This is a genomic window from Pseudonocardia sp. (assembly GCF_035305885.1).
Taxonomy (GTDB): Bacteria; Actinomycetota; Actinomycetes; order Mycobacteriales; family Pseudonocardiaceae; genus Pseudonocardia.
This window is the reverse complement of the sequence record NZ_DATGOP010000128.1, coordinates 178,942-197,410: the sequence shown is the minus strand read 5'-3', so window position 1 is coordinate 197,410 and position 18,469 is coordinate 178,942. Positions and strand designations below refer to the sequence as shown.

Genomic DNA, 18,469 nt, shown 5'->3' with positions numbered 1-18,469 from the left:
CGTCAGCGCCCGTCGAGGAACTCCAGGATCCGGGCGGGCGCGGTCTCCCGCGTCTGTTCGGCCACCGGGGCGTCCCAGTACTCGGCCGCGGGCAGGCACTCCTGCAGGTAGCGGGCCGCGGACGGCGCGTGCGAGTCGTCCTCTCCCGGGACGATCAGCGCGGGGGTGTCGAGGCAGAGCAGGTCCTCCGGTTCCACGCCCGGCACGGTGTCGCGGTCGAACATCAGCCGGGCCGTGCCGTTCACGACGAGCGCGTAACGGTCGGGGTCGCGGGCCGCGTAGGCCTCGGCGAAGGCCGGGTCGGCGCGGATCACGCTGTTCCAGGGCCCCACCCGCGGGTCGGCCGCGAACCCCGCCTCGGTCGCCCGCGCGAGCGCGACCACCCCGGCCAGGCCCTCGGCCTGCACGAACGCGAGGTGCCGGGCGAAGCGGTCCAGCTGCTTCATCCGGTACTTCACCCCGCCCGCCGGGGAGTACAGCACCATCGAGCGCACGCGCTCGGGGTGGGCCACCGCCATCGCGGCGGCCGTCGAGCAGCCGACGCAGCCGCCCATGAGGTGGGCGCGCTCGACGCCGAGGTGGTCGAGGAGCCCGACCGCCTGCGCGACGTAGCGGGCCCAGGTGAGCCGCTCGACCCGGCCGCCGGAGCGGCCGGACTCGCGGCGGTCGAACGTGATGCACGTGTAGCGGGCCGCCAGCTGCTCGAGCAGGTCGAGGCGGCGGTAGATCCCGACGGTCCGCCAGCTCTCCAACGTCGAGTCGAACCCGCCCGGGGAGAACATCAGCAGCGGCGGGCCGGACCCGACCACCTCGTAGCGGGTGGGGATGCCGTCGGCGATCGCGGTGGGCACCCCGGTCACCTCCCACCGGGCAGCTGCCTGCCGCCGCGGACGTCGTCGGCGTAGCGCGTGAGCGCGTCGAAGGCGATCCAGGCGACGTTGGCGTAGGTGTCGGGCGGGTCGTCGATCGCCGAGGCCGCGTAGCCGATGGCGGCGTGCGCCATGCGCATCCGCCCGTCGAGCCACGGCCCGCCGCCGAACCCGCCGAGCACCGGCACCGCCGCGGCCTTGGCGACCGCGGCGCCCGCGACCGGCCCGGAGTTGGTGAAGTTGAGCAGCACCGCGCCCGCCGCCTCGAGCCGCCGCGCGGTGTCGACCATCTCGTCGGTCAGCTCCGGCGGCACCTGGTCGGACGCGGACGGGGTGGCCGAGTACTCCACGCCGTAGCGCAGCGCGGTCTGCGGCGTGATGCCGAACTGCGCGAACACCGGGATGCCGGCCTTGGTGATCGCCGTGACCGCCTCCAGGTGGTCGGCGGCGCCGTCGACCTTGACCATGTCGACCCCGGCCTGCTTGACGAACCGGATGGCCGCGCGCACCGCCTCGGCCGGGCCCTCCTGGACCGGGCCGAACGGGAGGTCGGCGCTCACCAGCGCCCGCGACACCCCGCGGCGCACCGCCCTGGCCACGACGAGCATCTCGTCCATCGTGATCTCGAACGGGTTGGCGTGGCCCCAGAGGTTCACCCCGACCGTGTCGCCGACCGACACGATCTCCACGCCCGCCCGGTCGGCGACCTTGGCCATCTGGTGGTCCCACGCCACGACCCCGACGATCTTGCGGCCCTCGTCCTTCATGCGCTGCAGGTCGCGCAGCGTCGTCCGGCTGCTCATGCCCGCAGGGCCCGCAGCAGCTCGACGACGTCGCTCTCGTCGGCGCCCGGCAGCAGCACACGGGCGTGCGGGCGCAGCGCGGCGACCGCCCGGTCCGCGCCGTCACCGGCGCCGCCGTCGCCCGCGACGACCAGCCCGGCGGTCATGATGCCGCGCTGGAAGCAGGCCTCGCCGATCGTGTGAGCGGCGTCCGCGCCGCCGTCGCTGGTCGCGATCATGACGACGACGTCGGCCGAGGCGAGCTCGTCGTCGAGGGTGGCCGACCCGCCGTCCACGCCCTGCAGCAGGCCCGCGTCCCGCCAGGCGTAGAAGCGGGCGTTGGCCCAGTCCAGCCCGGCGACGCGGCGCACGATCCCGACCGCGCCGTCGTCGAGGCCGACGACCCGCGGGGCCCGCGCGGGCGCCACCGGGCGCTGGATGCGGTAGCGGGCCTCGGCGGCCGTCGCGGCGCGGGCGCAGCTGCTCGGCAGGCTGGGGTCGACGAAGGTCCGGGGAGCCATCCGCCTACACCGACGCGATCGGCTCGCCGGGCTTGACGCGCACGTCGTCCTTCACGGCCTCGAGGAACGCCTCGGCGTGGGGCAGGACGACGGCCGCCGACCGCACGCGGTGGTGCGCCGGGTCCACGCCGGGTGGCGTGGTGCCGTGGTCGCGCAGCGCGATCGCGGCCTTGCGCAGCTTCTGCCGGGCCTTGATGATGCCCGCGTCGGCGGGCACGAGCCGCTCCTTCGTGCGGTCGGCGATCGGGCCCATGCTCTCCTGCAGCGACGCGTCCTGGATCGCGATGCCCTTCACGCCCGAGTAGTACTCGCCGGTGCGTTGCTTCTCCCGGTCCATCAGGTAGTCGTTGTCGCGGTTGGCGACCGGTCGGTACGTGCCCGGGATGTTCTCGCTGTGCACGCCGTTGCCCTCGATCATCGCCTGCCGCTCGGCCGCGGTGAGCGCGCGGACCGGGTGGTAGTCGAAGCTGTAGACCCAGCAGTTCTCGTCGTCGATCGGGATCCAGAAGTGCCCGTGGATCGGGTGGTCGCCACGCGGGGGCACCATCGTGAACGACGGCATCACCCACGGCGTGATCCGCCAGTAGTACTTGCCGTCCTCGGCGTTGCGCCGGGCCCCGACGTAGAGCCCGCCGTCGGAGTCGACGACCTCGAAGAACGGCTTGGTGTCCTTCTGGTTGTACTCGTTGCCCTTCGCGCCCTTGAACAGCGGGTCGTTCTTCAGCCCGCCGGAGTGCAGGAACGTGACGTGGCTGGAGTCGATGCCGCCCTCGAAGGCCTGCAGCCAGTTGCACTGCTGCAGGCGCTTGGAGGTGTAGGTCTGCTCCGGGGGCACCAGCGCGAACTCGAACTCCGGCAGCGGCGGCTTGCCGGCCGGATCCCCCATGTAGGTCCAGAGGATGTCGCCGATCTTGACCAGCGGGTACGCGGTGAGCTTGACGTTCTGGCAGAAGCTCGAGTTGTCCGCCTCCGAGGGGACCTCGACGCACTGGCCGGTGACGTCGTACTTCCAGCCGTGGTAGGGGCAGCGCAGGCCGCCCTCCTCGTTGCGGCCGAACCACAGCGAGGCGCCGCGGTGGGCGCAGAACTCGTCGATCAGGCCGTAGCGGCCGTAGCTGTCGCGGAACGCGATGAGCCGCTCCGACAGCAGCTTGAGCCGGATCGGGGGGCAGTCGTCCTCCGGGAGCTCCTCGGCGAGGCAGGCCGGTATCCAGTACTGCCGGAACAGCTCCCCCATCGGCGTGCCCGGGCCGGTGCGGGTCAGAAGCTCGTTGATGTCCTGGCGAAGCACGGAACGACTCCCCCTTCGGAAGCGTGGACTAACCGTTATACCTACCCCATACCGTCAGGGTTGAACAGGCGGCACGTCGACCGTCAGCCCATCGAGCTCGGGCGAGACGGGGATCTGGCAGGACAGCCGGCTCCCGTCGCGCCGCTCGGAGACCGCGAGGTCGAGGAGGTCCTCCTCCATGTCGCCCGGCGACCCGACGGCGGGCCCGAACTCCTCGCGCACCCAGACGTGGCAGGTGGCGCAGGACGCGTTGCCCCCGCACTCGCCGACGATCCCGGGCACCCCGTTCTTGACCGCGGCCGCCATCACGGACTCGCCGACGACGGCGTCGACGGCGTACTCCGCCCCGTCGTCGCCGACGTAGATCACCTTCGGCACCGTTGCGACTTCCTCTCGCGCTTGGTCTGTCCATTAGACCATGGCGAGGTGAGGAGGGCCAGCACCACGATTCGTGATCACGGCACGGGCGGCACCGCCGCAGGAGACGATCGGTGAGGGCATACAATGCGTGAGTGACGAGGCCCGGAACCACTGCCCCAGCGACGGATGGCGGCGCCGCGCCGAACAAGGGTGACCTGCTCAGCAAGGTCAGCGTCGGCCGCATCTCCGAGGTCATCGTCGACCAGATCCGCCTGCTGATCCGCTCCGGACAGCTCACAGCGGGTGATCGACTCCCGAGCGAGCGGGAGCTGTGCGAGCGGTTCGGCGTCAGCCGCGTCACCGTGCGTGAGGCCCTCCGGGTGCTGGAGGCCACCGGTCTCGTCGACATCCGCGTCGGCGCCCGCGGCGGCGCGTTCGTCACCGCGCCGAGCAGCCGCATGGTCGGCGAGGGCATCGCCGACCTCATCTCGCTGTCGAGCCTGTCGGCCGTGGAGGTCACCGAGGCGCGGATGATCTTCGAGCTCGGCCTCGTGCCGCTGGTGTGCGAGCGCGCCACCGCCGACGACATCGCGGCGCTCTACGAGATCTGCGACCGCGCCACCGCGGCCGCCGAGGCAGGCGACTACCCGCTGGCGCTGTCGGCGGAGTGGCACTCGAGGTTCGCCCGCAGCACCCACAACCGCGCGATCGCGCTGCTCGCCGAGTCGCTGCACGACCCGATGATCCGCTCGCTGCAGGAGGCCCGCTCCACCGCGCCGAGCCACGGAGAGCTCGGCGTGGAGGAGCACCGCGCGCTCGTCGACGCGGTCGCGGCGCGCGACGTGGATCGCGCCACCGAGCTCATGCGCGTCCACCTCACCCGCACGGCCGAGCGGGTCGCGAGCCACGAGGGCTAGAACAGCAGCGACTTGATCGTCACCGGCACCGTGTTCGACGGATGCCGGACCCGGCCGATGTCGACGTAGTCGAAGTCGCGCAGCGCCAGCCCGTCGACGACGAGGATGTCCGCGGTCACCTCCAGCTCCTCGCACAGCAGCCTGCCGAGCGTCATGGCCACGTCGCCGTCGAGCACGACGTAGACGGGCCTCCCGCGGGCGATCCGGTCGGCGAGGCCGTCGCGGATGCCGCGGGCGAAGGCGAGGACGCGCTGGTAGCGCGGCGGCCCCGACCAGGACATCGCCAGTGCGACGTCGGCGCCGTCGTCGGTTGCGTCCGTGCCGTCGGCGCCGAGCTTGGCGAGGTGGCGGCGGACGGCCGCGGCGATCGCGGCGTCGTCCACGGCCTCCCCCAGCTCGTAGGCCGGGCGCGCCACCTGCAGGTTGCGCCGCGGCAGCAGCGCGTCCGCGTCGGAGATCCAGCAGGTGTTGCCGCTGAGCTGGACGCTGTGCTCGCTCGCCCCGAGCGCCGTCGCGCGGATGCACTCGCCCGGGGGCAGCAGCCCGCCCGGCAGCGCCCCCGCGTCGACCCGCCGGCGCAGCGCCGCACCGAGCGGCTGGCCGAGGTCGCCGAAGCGCCGCTGCTCGCGGCCGTAGACGTACTCGGCCACGCCACCGGAGAACATGACGCCGTCGATGCGGCCGAGCTCGCCCAGCGGCTCGGTCAGCAGGAACGGCTCCGCCTCGGCGCCTCCGGTGACGGCCGCGACGACCACGTCGGCCATGCCCTGGGCAACCCGCTCCAGGTCGGCGGGCGCGACGCGGTCGCCGACCTCGAAGCGGTAGCCGGCGCGGGCGGCGTGCGCGCGGCCCGCCGGGTCGAGCCGCACGATCGTGCCGGCGTCGTCGACGACCTGCAGCCGGCCGCCGACGTGCACGGCGGCGGTGGCGGCGACGCGCCCGGCGTCCAGCAGGGCGAGCTTGGTGGTCCCGCCGCCGACGTCGACCAGGAGGATGCGGCTGCCCGCGTCGTGGGACGCCTGCGCCGCCCCGGAGCCGTAGCCGGCGAGCATCGCCTCCATGTGGTGGCCCGCGGTCGCCGTGACCAGCGAGCCACCCCGGTCGGCCAGCACCGCGGCGATCGCCTCGGCGTTGCGCCGCCGCAGGGCCTCGCCGGTGAGGATCACGACGCCGGTGTCGACGTCGTCGGGGTGGACGCGGGCCTCGGCGTAGGCGGTGTCGATGATGGTGCCGAGCGCCTCGGCGTCGATCAGCCCCGGGTCGGCGGCCGCGTACGGCGTGAGCACCACCGGGGACCGGTAGGTGGTCTCCCGCCGGACCACCACGTAGCGGCTGGTCAGCTCCTCGCCGATCCGGCGCAGGTGCAGCCGGGAGAACACCACCTGGGTGCCCGAGGAGCCGATGTCCATCCCGACGCTCGCCAGCGTGACGTTGTCCTGCTGCCAGATCGGGTTGTCCTCGATCGGACCGAGGGGCTCGTCGTGGTGGTGGCCGTCGTGGTGGTGGTCGTCGTTGAGGTGGTGGTGCCCGTGGCCGTGGTGCCCGTGCCCGTGGTGATGGTGGTGGTCGCTCACACCGAGGCGGCCTTCGGCGGCAGGGTGGCGAGCTCGGCCTCGTAGAAGGCGTCCATCTGCGGCTCCATGCCGTGCTCGGCGAGGGCCTTGCGGAACATCTCGCGGACCTCCGGCGACTCGTCGGCGTAGTCGATCTGGTCGCCGCCGATGCGCCTGCTGATCCAGGCCTTCGGCACGCCCTGCGCGTTGCGCACGGACACCACCTCGTGTTTGAAGGCGAGGTAGCGGGCGGGCTCGGTGCCGCTGTTGAAGTGCTGGTGGAACCACATGTTCGGCGGAACGATCAGCGTGCCGGGGCCCCAGTCGTAACGGCGCGGCTCCTCCCCCTCCGGCCACATCAGGCTGTAGCCCCGGCCGGACAGGACGATCACGTGGGCGCCCGGGCCGTGCCGGTGCGCCTTCTTGTAGGTGGCGGTCGGGAACTGCGAGATGTGGCTGTTCATCGACCCCCTGGCCATGGCGAAGCGGATGTGCCCGCCGCCCGCGCCGCGTTCCTCGGCCTCGACGAGCGGCAGGTTGACCGCGTCGGCGACGAAGTTGGTGTCGAGCAGCAGGCCCTTCTGCTCGCCCTTGGGCGCGAAGTAGTCGGGCTCGCCCGCGAACCGCTTCGGGAAGTCGTGCGCCGTGCCGAAGACGAAGTCGACGTCGTCGTAGAGGTTGAGCACGGGCGGGAGGTTCGTGGAGGCGACGTAGCGGGCCGGCCGCTGCCCGGAGCCGTTGAAGTGCTGGTGGTGGGTGTTGAGCGGGATCGCGAACAGCGAGCCGGGGCCCCACTCGAAGGTGACCTCGGCGCCCGCGTCGTTCCACACGCGCGTGGACCCGTGCCCGTCGAGGACGAGGATCATCTCCTCGTAGAGCTGCCGCTGGGGCGCCAGCTCCCCGCCCGGGGGGATCTCGCACACGTAGCAGTCGTTCGAGGTGCGGGTCGCCTCGTGGTTGATGAACACGCCGCGCCCGCCGCGGCGCGCCCACGGCTTGAGCTCGACGGTGCGCAGGTCCGGGATGTGGTGGGCGGCGATGATGTCGAGCCCCTCGGCCGCCACCCACCGCGTGTACGGGGAGTCCTTCTCGGTGGCGAACTTCGCGGCGAAGTCCTCGTTGACGAGCGCGTCCTTGGCCATGGCCCGGCACAGTAGCAAGCTTGACAGCTATTGGTCTAACCACTAGACCTTAAGGCCGTCGCAGCGGCGCCGAGGAGGTCACCGTGGGTGAAGACGGTCGCGTGTTCGTGCGCGGTCTGGAGTCCGACAAGTACGAGCTCGAGGCGTTCCGCCGCCGTCAGCTGTCCCACCCCCGGGTCAGGGACGCCACGTTCGTCACCGACCACGGCGACGCCGTGGCGCACAACAGCACGACCAAGAAGTCCCGCACGTGGTGGCGGATCGGGCCGGGCGACGAGGAGTTCCTCACCCAGTCGCTGCAGGTGCACTTCGTCGAGATCGACGGGCACGGCAGCAACCGGGGCCACGGCCACCAGAACGAGGCCGCCTTCTACATCCTCGAGGGCGCCGGCTACGAGATCCACGACGGCCACCGCTACGACTGGAAGGTCGGCGACTTCGTCTTCGTCCACACCGACTCGGTGCACCAGCACTTCAACCCCTACGACGAGAAGGCGCTCGCCCTCGTCGTCAAGGCCAAGAGCAGCTGGATGTTCCTCGGGCTGCTGCAGCAGGGGCGGGGCGGCGACATCGACCGGCCCGACGAGTTCGGCCCGCGCGAGGACTGGTCGCAGATCTGGACCCCCGGCGTGCTGGAACGCCGCAAGGTGATCAGCGTCGAGGACACGGTGTGGGAGGACACCGAGCTGGGCCGGGTCCGGGTGATGACGAGCCCTCGCACCGATCACGCGCGGCTGTTCAGCGTGGACGCCTTCGAGTGGGCGATCGAGGCGGGCGGGTCCACGCCGCGCTACTGGAAGATGGCCGACGAGGTCCTCTACGCGCTCTCCGGCGACGGCTACTCGCTGCACTGGGAGGTGCAGGCCGAGATCGCCGACCGGTACTACGCCCACATCGCGCTCGAGCCGAGCCGCCACGAGTTCGGCCAGGGCGACATCCTCTACGTCCCGCCGAACACGGTGGCCCAGCACTTCGCCGCGGACGGCACGCCGCTGCACCTGTTGAGCTTCCAGAACCGCCTCTTCAAGCACCTGGGCTACGACAACGTCAAGGTGTTCTGAATGGAGCGCCCGTCCGGGGTCGTGGCAGGCCCCGCCCGTTACGGCAGCGACCTCGTCGTGGACCTGCTGCGGGCGCTCGGCACCCGGTACGTGCCGCTCAACCCCGGCTCGTCGTTCCGCGGGCTGCACGACTCGCTGGTCAACCACGGCGGCAACCACGACCCGCAGCTGCTGCTGTGCCTGCACGAGGAGATCGCGGTCTCCCTCGCCCACGGTTACGCCAAGGGCTCCGGCCAGGTGGGCGTCGCGCTCGTGCACGACCTCGTCGGGCTCATGCACGCCTCGATGGCCGTCTACGACGCGTTCTGCGACCGCGTCCCGCTGCTCGTCCTCGGCGGCAGCGGCCCGGCCGACCCGGCGCTGCGCCGCCCGATCGACTGGGTGCACTCGGCCACCACCCAGGCCGAGCTCGTGCGCGACTTCGTCGTGTGGGACGCCGAGCCCGCCACCCCCGCCGCCGCCGTCGCGGACGTGCTGACCGCCCACCAGCGGGCCGCCAGCGTCCCGCGCGGGCCCGCCTACGTCTCGCTGGACGCGGGCGTGCAGGAGGCCGCGCTCACCGCACCCGTGCCGCTCCCCGATCTGGCCGGCTTCGCGCCGGCCCCTCCCCCGGCGGCCGACGAGGCCTGCGTCGATCGGGCCGTCGAGGTGCTGCTCGCCGCGCAGCGCCCCGTCGTCACCGCCGGGGCGATGGACCACGACCCCGCCGCCACGCCGGTGCTGGTCGAGCTGGTGGAGCTGCTCGGGGCGGCCTACGTCGAGGACCGCAACTCGGTCTCCTTCCCCACCACCCACCCGCAGAACGGCACCGGCGACGCGAGCTGGCTCGCCGACGCCGACGTCGTCCTCGCGATCGGGGTCCCGGACGTACCGGGCCGGCTGCGCCGCCGCGGCCGGGAGCGGGCGAGCGCGCCGACGGCGTTTCCGTCCATCGTGGACGTCTCCACCGGGCACCTGGGACAGCGGTCGTGGAGCAACGCGTTCGCCACCCCGTTCCCGCGGGCGGCGCAGCTGCTCGCCGACCCGCTGACCGGGGCGCGCCAGCTGCTCGCCGCGCTGCGGGAGCGGGCACCGGACGCCGCGGAGCGGCGCGAGCGGGTGGTGGAGCGGGTCCGCGCGCAGCGGGCCGCGGCCACGCGGACCCGACGCCTCGACGCCCGGCCGATCAGCCCCGCGCGGCTGGTGGCCGAGCTCTGGTCGGCCGTGCGCGACACCGGTCACCTGCTGTGCCTGCGCAACACCCGCAGCTGGCCGGAGGGCGTGTGGGAGCTGCCCGGCGCGGGCAGCTACCTCGGGCACTCCGGGGGCGGTGGCGTCGGCTACGGACCGGGCGCCTTCGTCGGCGGGGCGCTCGCCGCCCGCGACCGGGGCCTGCTCGGCGTCGGGATCATCGGCGACGGAGACCTGCTGATGGCCGCCGGTGCGCTCTGGACGGCCGTGCACCACCGGATCCCCGGGCTGCTCGTCGTCAACGACAACGGCTCGTTCTACAACGACGAGCCGCACCAGGCGGCCGTGGCCCGCGAGCGCGGGCGGCCGGTCGACAACAGCTGGATCGGCATGCGGATCGCCGACCCCGCCGTCGACATCGACGCCCTCGCCGCCTCCTACGGCTGCTGGACGGCGGGCACCGTCACCGAGCCCGACGAGCTCGCGGGCGCGTTCACCAAGGCGCTCGCCGCGGCGCAGGAGGGCCGGCTCGCCGTGGTCCACGTGCGGACGGAGCCGGCATGAGCCGGGTGCTGGGCCGTGTGGCGCGCGGCGCCCCACCGGTGCACGCGCTGATGTCGATCGGCGGGCGGTGGCGCGAGGCCACGTCCGGCGCCCGGATGGACTGCATCGACCCGACCACCGAGGAGCTGCTCGGCACCGTGCCCGCCGCCGGGGCCGCCGACGCCGACCTCGCCGTGCGGACCGCGCAGGAGGCCTCGGGGCCGTGGCGGGCGCTGGGCTGGACGAAGCGGGCGGCGCTGCTGCGCGACCTCGCCGCCGCCGTCGCCGAGGTCGCCGACCGGCTCGCCGTGCTGGACACCCTCGACAGCGGCAACCCGATCGCGGGCATGCGCGGCGACATCGACTCGACGGTCCGCGAGCTGCACTACTACGCCGGCCTCGCCGGCCAGACGCACGGCGAGAGCACCCCCACCGGTGCCGAGACCGTCTCGTTCACCCGGCGTGAGCCCTACGGGGTGGTCGTGCGGATCGTGCCGTTCAACCACCCGTTCAAGTTCGCCTGCGGCAAGGCGGCCGCCGCGCTCGCCGCCGGCAACGCGGTGATCGTGAAGCCCGGCGAGCAGACGTCGCTGTCGGCGATCGCGCTCGCCGAGATCGCCGAGGCCGTGCTCCCGCCGGGCGTGCTGACCGTCCTGACCGGCACCGGGACCGAGCTGGGCGAGGCGCTCGTCGGGCACCCCGGCGTGCAACGGGTGGCGTTCACCGGCTCGGTGCCGACCGGCAGGCGGATCCTCACCACCGCGGCGCGCAACCTCGCCCACGTCACCCTCGAGCTCGGCGGCAAGAACCCGCTGATCGTCTGCCCCGACGTGGACCCGCGCACCGCCGCCCGCGACGCCGTCGCCAGCATGAACATCGCCCGCAGCAACGGGCAGTCCTGCGGGTCGACCTCGCGGCTGTACGTGCACGAGCGGATCAGGGCGGAGTTCACCGAGGCGCTGCTGGAGCGGGTGCGGGCGCTGCGCGTCGGCGACCCGTGCGACGAGGCCAACGACGTCGGCCCGGTCGCGTTCGCCGAGCACCACGCGCGCGTGCTCGACCACATCGAGCGCGCGAAGGCCTCCGGGGCGACGGTCGCCGTCGGCGGGTCCCGCCCGCCGGGGCCCGAGCGCGGCTACTTCGTCGAGCCCACGGTGTTCACCGACGTCACCGACGACATGCCGATCGCCCGCGAGGAGGTGTTCGGGCCGGTCATGGCCGTCATGGGGTTCACCGACCTCGACGACGCCGTGCGGCGGGCCAACGACACCGACTACGGGCTCACCGCCAACGTCTACACCCGCGACCTGCGGGTGGCGCACCGGCTCGCGGGCGAGCTGCAGGCCGGCTACGTGTACGTCAACGGCACCGGGCGCCGCCCGCCCGGCTCCCCCTTCGGCGGCTGGAAGCACAGCGGCCTGGGCAAGGAGAACTCGCACCAGGAGCTCCTGTCCTACACGCGCGAGAAGACGATCACCATCACGCTGCCGGCCGCCGACCCCGACTGGAGCTGACGCCATGCCCAACCACGCTCCCTACGACAAACCCGTCTGGGGCTCCGACGTCATGGTCGACGCGCTGCGCCGGCTCGACCTGCCCTACATCGCGCTCAACCCGGGCTCGTCCTACCGCGGCCTGCACGACTCGCTCGTCAACTACGCGGGCGACGAGATGCAGATCATCGAGTGCCCGCACGAGAAGATCGCCGTCGCGCTGGCCCACGGCTACGCGAAGGCGTCCGGGCGCGCGATGGGCGTGGTCCTGCACGACCTCGTCGGGCTGCTGCAGGGCACGATGGGCGTCTACTACGCCTACGCCGACCGCACCCCCGTGCTCGTCCTCGGCGGGTCCGGCCCGGCCGACCACGAGCGGCGCAGGCCCTACATCGACTGGATCCACTCGGCCAACGTGCAGGGCCAGGCGGTGCGCGAGTACACGAAGTGGGACCACGAGCCGCGCTCGATCGAGGCGGTGCCCGGCGTGCTCGCCCGCGCCTACCGGATCGCGACCACCCCGCCCGCAGGCCCGACCTACGTCGCGCTCGACGCGGGCCTGCAGGAGGACCCGGTCGACGAGCCGGTGCCGGTGGACGAGGTCGCCGCGCTGGCCGCGGCGCCTGCCCCGGTCGCGCCGGACCCGGCCGCGCTGCGCGCGCTGGCCCGGGAGCTGTGCGCGGCGAAGCGCCCGGTGATGGTGCTGGCCTACCCGGGGCGCGACCCCGCGTCGTTCGGGCACCTCGTCGACCTCGCCGAGCTGGTCGGCATCGGGGCGATCGACACGCACTGGCGGCTCAACTTCCCGACCCGCCACCCGTTGTGCGTGAGCGACACCGACGCGATCGACGAGGCCGATTGCGTGTTGTTCGTCGACGTCAAGGACATGGTGAAGCCGACCCACCGCACCGACCGGCTGGCGCGGCGCAACGTCTCCCGGCTGGCGCCGGGCTGCCGGGTGCTCTCGATCGGCTTCGGCGACATCGGCACCTCGTCGTGGAGCGAGGACTACGCCCAGCAGATCCCGGCCGCCCACGCGGTCGTCGCCGACACCGCGGTGGCGCTGCCGCTGCTCGTCGAGGAGTGCCGCACCCTGCTGGCACACGACACCCCGGAGCGCGCCGCCGAGCGCGCGGCCTGGACCCGCAGGCTCACCGAGGTGCACGACGAGGTGTGGGCGGGCTGGGCGCAGCACGCCGCCGCCGTCGCCGGGGAGACGCCCGTGGCCACCGCGCAGCTCGCGGCGGCGGTCTGGAACGTCGTGCGCGACCACGACTGGGTGCTCACCGCGGGCACCGCCGCGGAGTGGGCGCTGCGGCTGTGGGACTTCGACGCCCCGCACCGCCACCCCGGGAAGCAGCTGGGCACCGCCACGCAGATCGGCATCTCGCTGGGGGTCGCGCTCGCCCACAAGGGGACGGGGCGGCTCGTCGTGGACCTGCAGCCCGACGGCGACCTGATGTTCGACGTCGGCGCCCTGTGGGTGGCGAGCCGCTATCGGCTGCCCCTGCTGGTGGTGATGTTCAACAACCGGGCCTACTACAACGACTGGGAGCACCAGGAGAAGCTCGCCGCACAGCGCGGCACCCCCGCCGAGCGCGCCCACATCGGCATGGCCATCGACGACCCGGCCCCCGACTTCGCGGCCGTGGCGACCGGGTTCGGCTGGCACGCCGAGGGGCCGATCACCGACCCGGGGGCGGTGGAGGAGGCGGTGCGGCGGGCCGCGGCGCACGTGCTGGAGACGGGCTCCCCCGCGCTGGTGGACGTGGTCTGCCAGCCGAAGTAGCCGCGAGCCCGCCGCCCGGGTTGCCGCCCGGGCGGCGGTGCCGTAGAGATCCGGCGTGACCCTGTCCACCCCGGCCCGCCTGCTGCGCCTGCTCAGCCTGCTGCAGAACAGGCGGGAGTGGGCGGGCACGGAGCTCGCCGAACGGCTCGGGGTCACCGACCGGACGGTGCGGCGCGACGTGGGCCGGCTGCGCGAGCTCGGCTACCCGGTCGAGAGCACCACGGGCACCGCGGGCGGCTACCGGCTCACCTCCGGTGAGGACCTGCCGCCGCTGTTGCTGGACGACGACGAGGCGGTCGCGATCGCGACGAGCCTGCTCGGCACCGTCGCCGACGGCGAGACGGCCGGCCGCGCGCTGGCGAAGCTCACCCAGGTGATGCCGGCGCGGCTGCGCAGGCGGGTCGCGGCCGTCGACGCGTCGGTGGTGTCGGTGCCCGACCACCGGGCCGCCCGGATCGACCCGGGGGTGCTCGCCGTGCTGGCGGGGGCCGTGCGGGACCGGGAGATCGTCCGGTTCGACTACCGCCGCCGCGACGGGTCGGTCACCGAACGGCGGGTGGAGCCGCACCGCGTGGTGACGACGTACGGCCTGTGGTACCTGATCGCGTTCGACACCCGGGCCGGGGACTGGCGGACGTTCCGGGTCGACCGCATCGACCGCCCCGAGTCGGTGCGCCTGCCGTTCACGCCCCGCGAGTTGCCCGCGGGCGACCCGGTCGAGCAGGTGCGGGAGGCGATCGCCTCCGCGCCCTACCGCTACTCGGTGCGCGCCAGGGTCCCGGCGCCCGCCGAAGAGGTGCGGGCCCGGCTGCCGATGTCGATCCTCGCCCGGATCCAGCCGGTCGACGCGGCGTCCTGCACCGTCGTGCTCGGGGCCGACTCGCTGCACCACCTCGCGCGCGACGTCGTGGCGCTCGGGCCGGGGGCCGAGCTCGAGGGCCCGCCGGAGGTGCTGGCCCACCTCCAGCAGGTCGGCCGCTGGCTCGCCGGGCAGGGCTAGCGCGGGCTGGAACGCCCGACCGCCGCCGCGCGACATCGGCCCGGGGAATACGGTCTTCGTTGTTCGAGGGTATGGGGGTGTGCCGTGGCGGTTCGGAGCCCGGGCGTGCAGACGGCTCTCCCGCCCGCGGTGGTGGCGCAGGCCGTGCTCGCCGGCGGGTTCCTGGTCCACCTCGCGGTCGTCGAGGCGCTGTTCGCCACCGCGGGCGAGGGCAAGAACGCCGTGCTGACCGCCGCGAAGTTCTTCGCGCTGCACGCGGCGTCGCTCATGATGCTGCAGCTGGTGCTGGTGGCCCGGCTGCCGTTCCTCGACCGGCGGATCGGCATGGACCGGCTCACCCGCTGGCACCGCGTCATCGGCTTCACGCTCGCCTGGACCGTGCTCACCCACGGGGTGCTGGTGGTGCTCGGCTACGCGACGCTCTACTCGATGCCCGTGCTCGCGACGTTCGCGAGCCTCGCCGGGGTGGTCGCGTCGCTGCTCGGGATGTGCGCCGCCGCGATCATCCTCGTGATCTCCGCGACCTCGCTGCGGCGGCTGCGCAGGCGCATGAGCTACGAGACCTGGCACGCCCTCCACGTCGGCCTCTACCTCGCCGTGCTGCTCGCGCTGGTCCACCAGGGGCTGGAGGGCACCACGTTCGCCTCCTCGCCCGCCGCCCGCGCCTACTGGTGGACGGTGTGGGCGCTGGTGCTGCTCGCGTTCGTCGGCGGCCGGATCGCGCTGCCGATCTGGCGCAACGCCCGGCACCGGTTCCGGGTGGCCGCGGTCGTCCCGGAATCGGACGACGTGGTGTCCGTGCACGTCACCGGGCGCGACCTCGACCGGCTCGGCGCGCGGGCCGGGCAGTTCTTCATCTGGCGCTTCCCCGCCCACAACGGCTGGTGGCAGGCCAACCCGTTCTCGCTGTCCGCCGCGCCCGACGGGCGCACGCTGCGGCTCACCGCGAAGGCCGTCGGCACGACCAGCGCCGGGTTGCGGCGGCTGCCGGTCGGCACGCCCGCATTCCTCGAGGGCCCCTACGGCGCGTTCACCGCGGTGCAGCGCACGCGGCCGGCCGCGGTCCACATCGCGGGCGGCGTGGGCATCACCCCGATCCGCGCGATGCTGGAGGAGGCGAGCGGGCCCACCGTCGTCCTCTACCGGGTGCGCGACACCGACGACGCCGTGCTGCTGGGTGAGCTTTCGAAGCTCGCGGACGAGCGCGGCGCGCAGCTGCACCTGCTGGCCGGGCGGACGGGGGCGGGCGATCCGCCGTTCCGCCCGTTCGCGCCCGAGAACCTGCGGGCGCTCGTGCCGGACATCGCCGACCGGGACGTCTACGTCTGCGGCCCGCCCGCGATGACCGACGCGGTGCTCGACAGCCTCCGCGCGCTCGGCGTCCCCCGCCGCCAGGTGCACGCCGAACGGTTCAGCCTCGCCTGATCACTAATCTCTTCTGCCATGACGATCCTCGTGACCGGCGCGACCGACGGGCTCGGCCGGTACGTGACCACCGAGCTCGCGAAGGCCGGGCACCGGGTGCTCGCCCACGGACGCAACCCGGAGCGGCTGCGCGCCCTGCGCGACGAGCTGGGTGTCGACACCGTGCAGGCGGACCTCGCGGAGCTGCGGCAGGTGGACCGGCTCGCCGACGAGGTGCTCGAGCGGGTCGACCGGCTCGCCGTGCTGGTCAACAACGCGGGCGTGGGCGCGGGCGCCGACCCGCGCCGGCGGGAGGTGAGCGCCGACGGCATCGAGCTGCGGTTCGCCGTGAACCACCTGGCCGGCTACCACCTGGCGCAGCGGCTGGTGCCGAAGCTCGTCGCGTCGGCGCCCGCGCGCGTGGTCAACGTCGCCTCGATCGGGCAGGAGCCGATCGACTTCTCCGACCCGCTGCTCGAGCGGTCCTACTCCGGCATGCGCGCCTACCGGCAGAGCAAGCTCGCGCAGATCATGGCCGCCATCGACCTGGCCGAGGAGCTGCGCGGCACCGGCGTCACCGTCAACGCGCTGCACCCGGCCACGCTCATGCCGACGACGATGGTGCGGGAGGGCTTCGGCGCCCCGCTCAGCACGCTGGAGGAAGGCGGCAGGGCGACGCTGCGCCTCATCCTCGACGAGGGCCTCGCCACCACCACGGGCCGCTACTTCGACAGCAACCGCCCCGATCCGGCCGACCCGCATCCCCAGGCCGGCGACCCCGACGCGCGCAGGCGGCTGCGCGAGCTGTCGGACCGGCTCATCGCGGAGGCGCTGGGGCGCGCACCGCGCTGACCGCGATCGCGGTGAGGTGCATCGTGAAGCCACCGCCCGCCGCGTCGACGGCGGCGCCGAGCCCGGCGAGCAGCTCCTCCCGGGTGTCCGCGGGGATCAGGTGGAACCCGCCCGCCGTGGGCACGAACTCCAGCCAGCCGTCGCGGTCGTAGGCCCGGTCCCAGTCGAACCGCCACCGCTCCGGCTCGCCGAAGCCGCCCGCCTCGGCCATCCCGTCGGCTGCCCTGGTGAGGTTCGCCGAATAGGCGTCGACGCCGGGGAACGGCCCGTTCGCGAGCGGCGTGCCCGGCAACAGGCGTCGGTACACGGCAGTGAACGCCTCGGCCAGGTCGGGCGGCGGCTGCAGCACGTACCAGAACAGCGCGATCCGCCCCCCGGGCCGCAGCACCTGCGCGGCCTTGCGCGCGCCGGCGACCGGTTCCACCCAGTGCCACGTCATCCCGGACACCACCGCGTCGAACGTGCGCCCGGCCGGGTCCCACTCCTCGAACGTCGCGACGTCCACGGCGAGGCCCTGCCCGCGCGCCCGGTCCGCCATCCGCGGGTCCGGGTCGACGCCCAGCACCGTGCAGCCCGCGGCCTGGAACCGCCGGGCGGCGATGCCGGTGCCGCAGCCGACGTCGAGGACGAGCCCGCCCGGGCTCGCGGCGACGACCCGTTCGACCAGGGCGTCCGGGTAGCGCGGGCGGGCCCGGTCGTAACGTTCGGGGTCCACGCCGAACGACTCCGCGACGTCGCGGGCGCGGTGGGGGTCCTCATGAACAGTGGGCATGCGCCCACACTAGTGGGCACGCGCCCACTCGTGGACGACAGGAGGTCGAATGCCGACCGGGGTTGCCCTGCGCGACCCGCGCGAGCAGCTGTTCGCGGCCGCGGAGCGCATCCTGCTGCGCGCCGGGCCGAACGCGCTGACCAGCCGGGCGGTCACCGACGAGGCCGGGGTCGCCAAGGGGGTGCTGCACCGGCACTTCGCCGACTTCGACGCCTTCCTCACCGAGCTGGTGATCGACCGCATCCGCAGGCTCGACGCCGACCCCCTGCCCGCCTCGGCGGGCACCGGCACCGTCACCGGCAACGTCACCGCCGCGCTGACCCGCGTGTTCGGGCCGGTCGCCGTCGGGATCGTCGGGCTCGTCACCGCCCGCGACGGCCTGCGCGCCCGGCTGCGCGCGGCCGGGCTGACCGGCATCCCGCTGCTCGCGCAGGCCACGAGCATGATCGCCGGCTACCTCGCGGCGGAGCGCGAGCTCGGCCGCCTCGCGGCGGGCGCCGACGTCGACGCGCTCGCGCTGACCCTGGTCGGCAGCGCGCACATGCTGTTCGCGGGCGCCGACCACCCGCCCGCGGAGCAGGAGGTGCACCGGGTCGTCGCGACCGCCCTCGCAGGCGTCACGCCGCAGGCTTAGACCCATCCCCCGTCCGGGTGCGGCGCGTCGCCGGGGACCCGCCGCCGCCTCTACTACCTTCCGCGTCGCCAGCGTCACGGAAAGTGAAGGGGACCAGGCATGGCGGGCAAGTTCGAGGTGTACAAGGACCGGGCGGGCAAGTACCGGTTCCGACTGAAGGCGTCCAACGGCCAGGTCGTCGCCACCGGTGAGGCGTACGAGACGAAGGCGTCGGCGCTCAAGGGCTGCGAGTCGGTGCAGCGCGCCGCCGAGGGCGCGCAGATCGTCGAGGTCGACTCCTGACCCGCTCGTCGTGACGGTGGGCCGGGCGGGAACG

At 73.8% G+C, this 18,469-nt stretch carries 18 protein-coding genes; 10 read left to right on the top strand and 8 right to left on the bottom strand.

Annotation, left to right across the window (positions count from 1 at the left end; translation table 11 throughout):
- Positions 1–2 precede the first annotated feature (2 nt).
- From VKZ81_RS29925 to VKZ81_RS29905, 5 genes are read right to left on the bottom strand one after another with little or no spacing between them, the layout of a single operon-like run.
- The gene (locus VKZ81_RS29925) at positions 3–851 is read right to left on the bottom strand and encodes an alpha/beta fold hydrolase (protein WP_324245077.1); all 849 of its coding nucleotides are present in this window, start codon (positions 849–851) and stop codon (positions 3–5) included.
- A gap of 5 nt (positions 852–856) precedes the next feature.
- Complete coding sequence (locus tag VKZ81_RS29920; protein WP_324245076.1) at positions 857–1,672, bottom strand: 3-methyl-2-oxobutanoate hydroxymethyltransferase; 816 nt, start codon at positions 1,670–1,672, stop codon at positions 857–859.
- Positions 1,669–2,172 carry a hypothetical protein gene (locus tag VKZ81_RS29915; RefSeq protein ID WP_324245075.1) on the bottom strand — a complete coding sequence of 168 codons (504 nt, stop codon included), beginning with the start codon at positions 2,170–2,172 and terminating at the stop codon, positions 1,669–1,671. The genes VKZ81_RS29920 and VKZ81_RS29915 overlap by 4 nt, the downstream gene beginning before the upstream one ends.
- 4 nt (positions 2,173–2,176) lie before the next feature.
- Positions 2,177–3,463, bottom strand: a complete 1,287-nt coding sequence (locus VKZ81_RS29910; RefSeq protein ID WP_324245074.1) for an aromatic ring-hydroxylating dioxygenase subunit alpha — start codon at positions 3,461–3,463, stop codon at positions 2,177–2,179.
- A gap of 54 nt (positions 3,464–3,517) precedes the next feature.
- Positions 3,518–3,841: a 2Fe-2S iron-sulfur cluster-binding protein gene (locus VKZ81_RS29905; RefSeq protein WP_324245073.1), complete on the bottom strand. Its 324-nt coding sequence runs from the start codon at positions 3,839–3,841 to the stop codon at positions 3,518–3,520.
- A gap of 134 nt (positions 3,842–3,975) precedes the next feature.
- On the opposite strand from VKZ81_RS29905, the gene VKZ81_RS29900 reads away from it, so the two are divergent.
- Entirely contained in the window at positions 3,976–4,740 is a 765-nt protein-coding gene (locus VKZ81_RS29900; RefSeq protein WP_324245072.1) for a FadR/GntR family transcriptional regulator, read from the top strand.
- Here VKZ81_RS29900 and VKZ81_RS29895 read toward each other — a convergent pair.
- Positions 4,737–6,314 (bottom strand): ethanolamine ammonia-lyase reactivating factor EutA, encoded by a 1,578-nt coding sequence (locus VKZ81_RS29895; protein ID WP_324245071.1) that lies wholly within the window; start codon positions 6,312–6,314, stop codon positions 4,737–4,739. The two genes, VKZ81_RS29900 and VKZ81_RS29895, sit on opposite strands and share 4 nt — an antisense overlap.
- Positions 6,311–7,435, bottom strand: coding sequence for a cupin domain-containing protein (locus VKZ81_RS29890; protein ID WP_324245070.1), 1,125 nt, complete (start codon positions 7,433–7,435; stop codon positions 6,311–6,313). The genes VKZ81_RS29895 and VKZ81_RS29890 overlap by 4 nt, the downstream gene beginning before the upstream one ends.
- Positions 7,436–7,518: 83 nt before the next feature.
- Here VKZ81_RS29890 and VKZ81_RS29885 point away from each other — a divergent pair, with 83 nt between their 5' ends.
- From VKZ81_RS29885 to VKZ81_RS29855, 7 genes are all read left to right on the top strand, one after another.
- Complete coding sequence (locus VKZ81_RS29885) at positions 7,519–8,496, top strand: cupin domain-containing protein (protein ID WP_324245069.1); 978 nt, start codon at positions 7,519–7,521, stop codon at positions 8,494–8,496.
- Positions 8,497–10,230 (top strand): thiamine pyrophosphate-binding protein, encoded by a 1,734-nt coding sequence (locus VKZ81_RS29880; protein ID WP_324245068.1) that lies wholly within the window; start codon positions 8,497–8,499, stop codon positions 10,228–10,230.
- Complete coding sequence (locus VKZ81_RS29875; protein ID WP_324245067.1) at positions 10,227–11,723, top strand: aldehyde dehydrogenase family protein; 1,497 nt, start codon at positions 10,227–10,229, stop codon at positions 11,721–11,723. The genes VKZ81_RS29880 and VKZ81_RS29875 overlap by 4 nt, the downstream gene beginning before the upstream one ends.
- A 4-nt stretch (positions 11,724–11,727) precedes the next feature.
- Positions 11,728–13,491 carry a thiamine pyrophosphate-binding protein gene (locus VKZ81_RS29870; RefSeq protein WP_324245066.1) on the top strand — a complete coding sequence of 588 codons (1,764 nt, stop codon included), beginning with the start codon at positions 11,728–11,730 and terminating at the stop codon, positions 13,489–13,491.
- Between the two features lie 55 nt (positions 13,492–13,546).
- A complete protein-coding gene (locus tag VKZ81_RS29865; protein WP_324245065.1) occupies positions 13,547–14,491 on the top strand; it encodes a helix-turn-helix transcriptional regulator in 945 nt (314 codons plus the stop codon).
- Positions 14,492–14,596: 105 nt separating this feature from the next.
- Positions 14,597–15,916, top strand: a complete 1,320-nt coding sequence (locus tag VKZ81_RS29860) for a ferredoxin reductase family protein (protein WP_324245064.1) — start codon at positions 14,597–14,599, stop codon at positions 15,914–15,916.
- 18 nt (positions 15,917–15,934) lie between these two features.
- Complete coding sequence (locus VKZ81_RS29855) at positions 15,935–16,747, top strand: SDR family NAD(P)-dependent oxidoreductase (protein WP_324245063.1); 813 nt, start codon at positions 15,935–15,937, stop codon at positions 16,745–16,747.
- Here VKZ81_RS29855 and VKZ81_RS29850 read toward each other — a convergent pair.
- Positions 16,713–17,519, bottom strand: coding sequence for a class I SAM-dependent methyltransferase (locus VKZ81_RS29850; protein ID WP_324245062.1), 807 nt, complete (start codon positions 17,517–17,519; stop codon positions 16,713–16,715). The genes VKZ81_RS29855 and VKZ81_RS29850 overlap by 35 nt on opposite strands.
- Positions 17,520–17,568: 49 nt before the next feature.
- On the opposite strand from VKZ81_RS29850, the gene VKZ81_RS29845 reads away from it, so the two are divergent.
- Together VKZ81_RS29845 and VKZ81_RS29840 are read left to right on the top strand one after the other, a co-directional pair.
- Complete coding sequence (locus VKZ81_RS29845) at positions 17,569–18,153, top strand: TetR/AcrR family transcriptional regulator (protein ID WP_324245061.1); 585 nt, start codon at positions 17,569–17,571, stop codon at positions 18,151–18,153.
- A gap of 99 nt (positions 18,154–18,252) precedes the next feature.
- On the top strand, positions 18,253–18,435 hold the full coding sequence (locus VKZ81_RS29840; RefSeq protein WP_324245060.1) for a YegP family protein: 183 nt from the start codon (positions 18,253–18,255) through the stop codon (positions 18,433–18,435).
- The last annotated feature ends 34 nt before the right edge of the window (positions 18,436–18,469 follow it).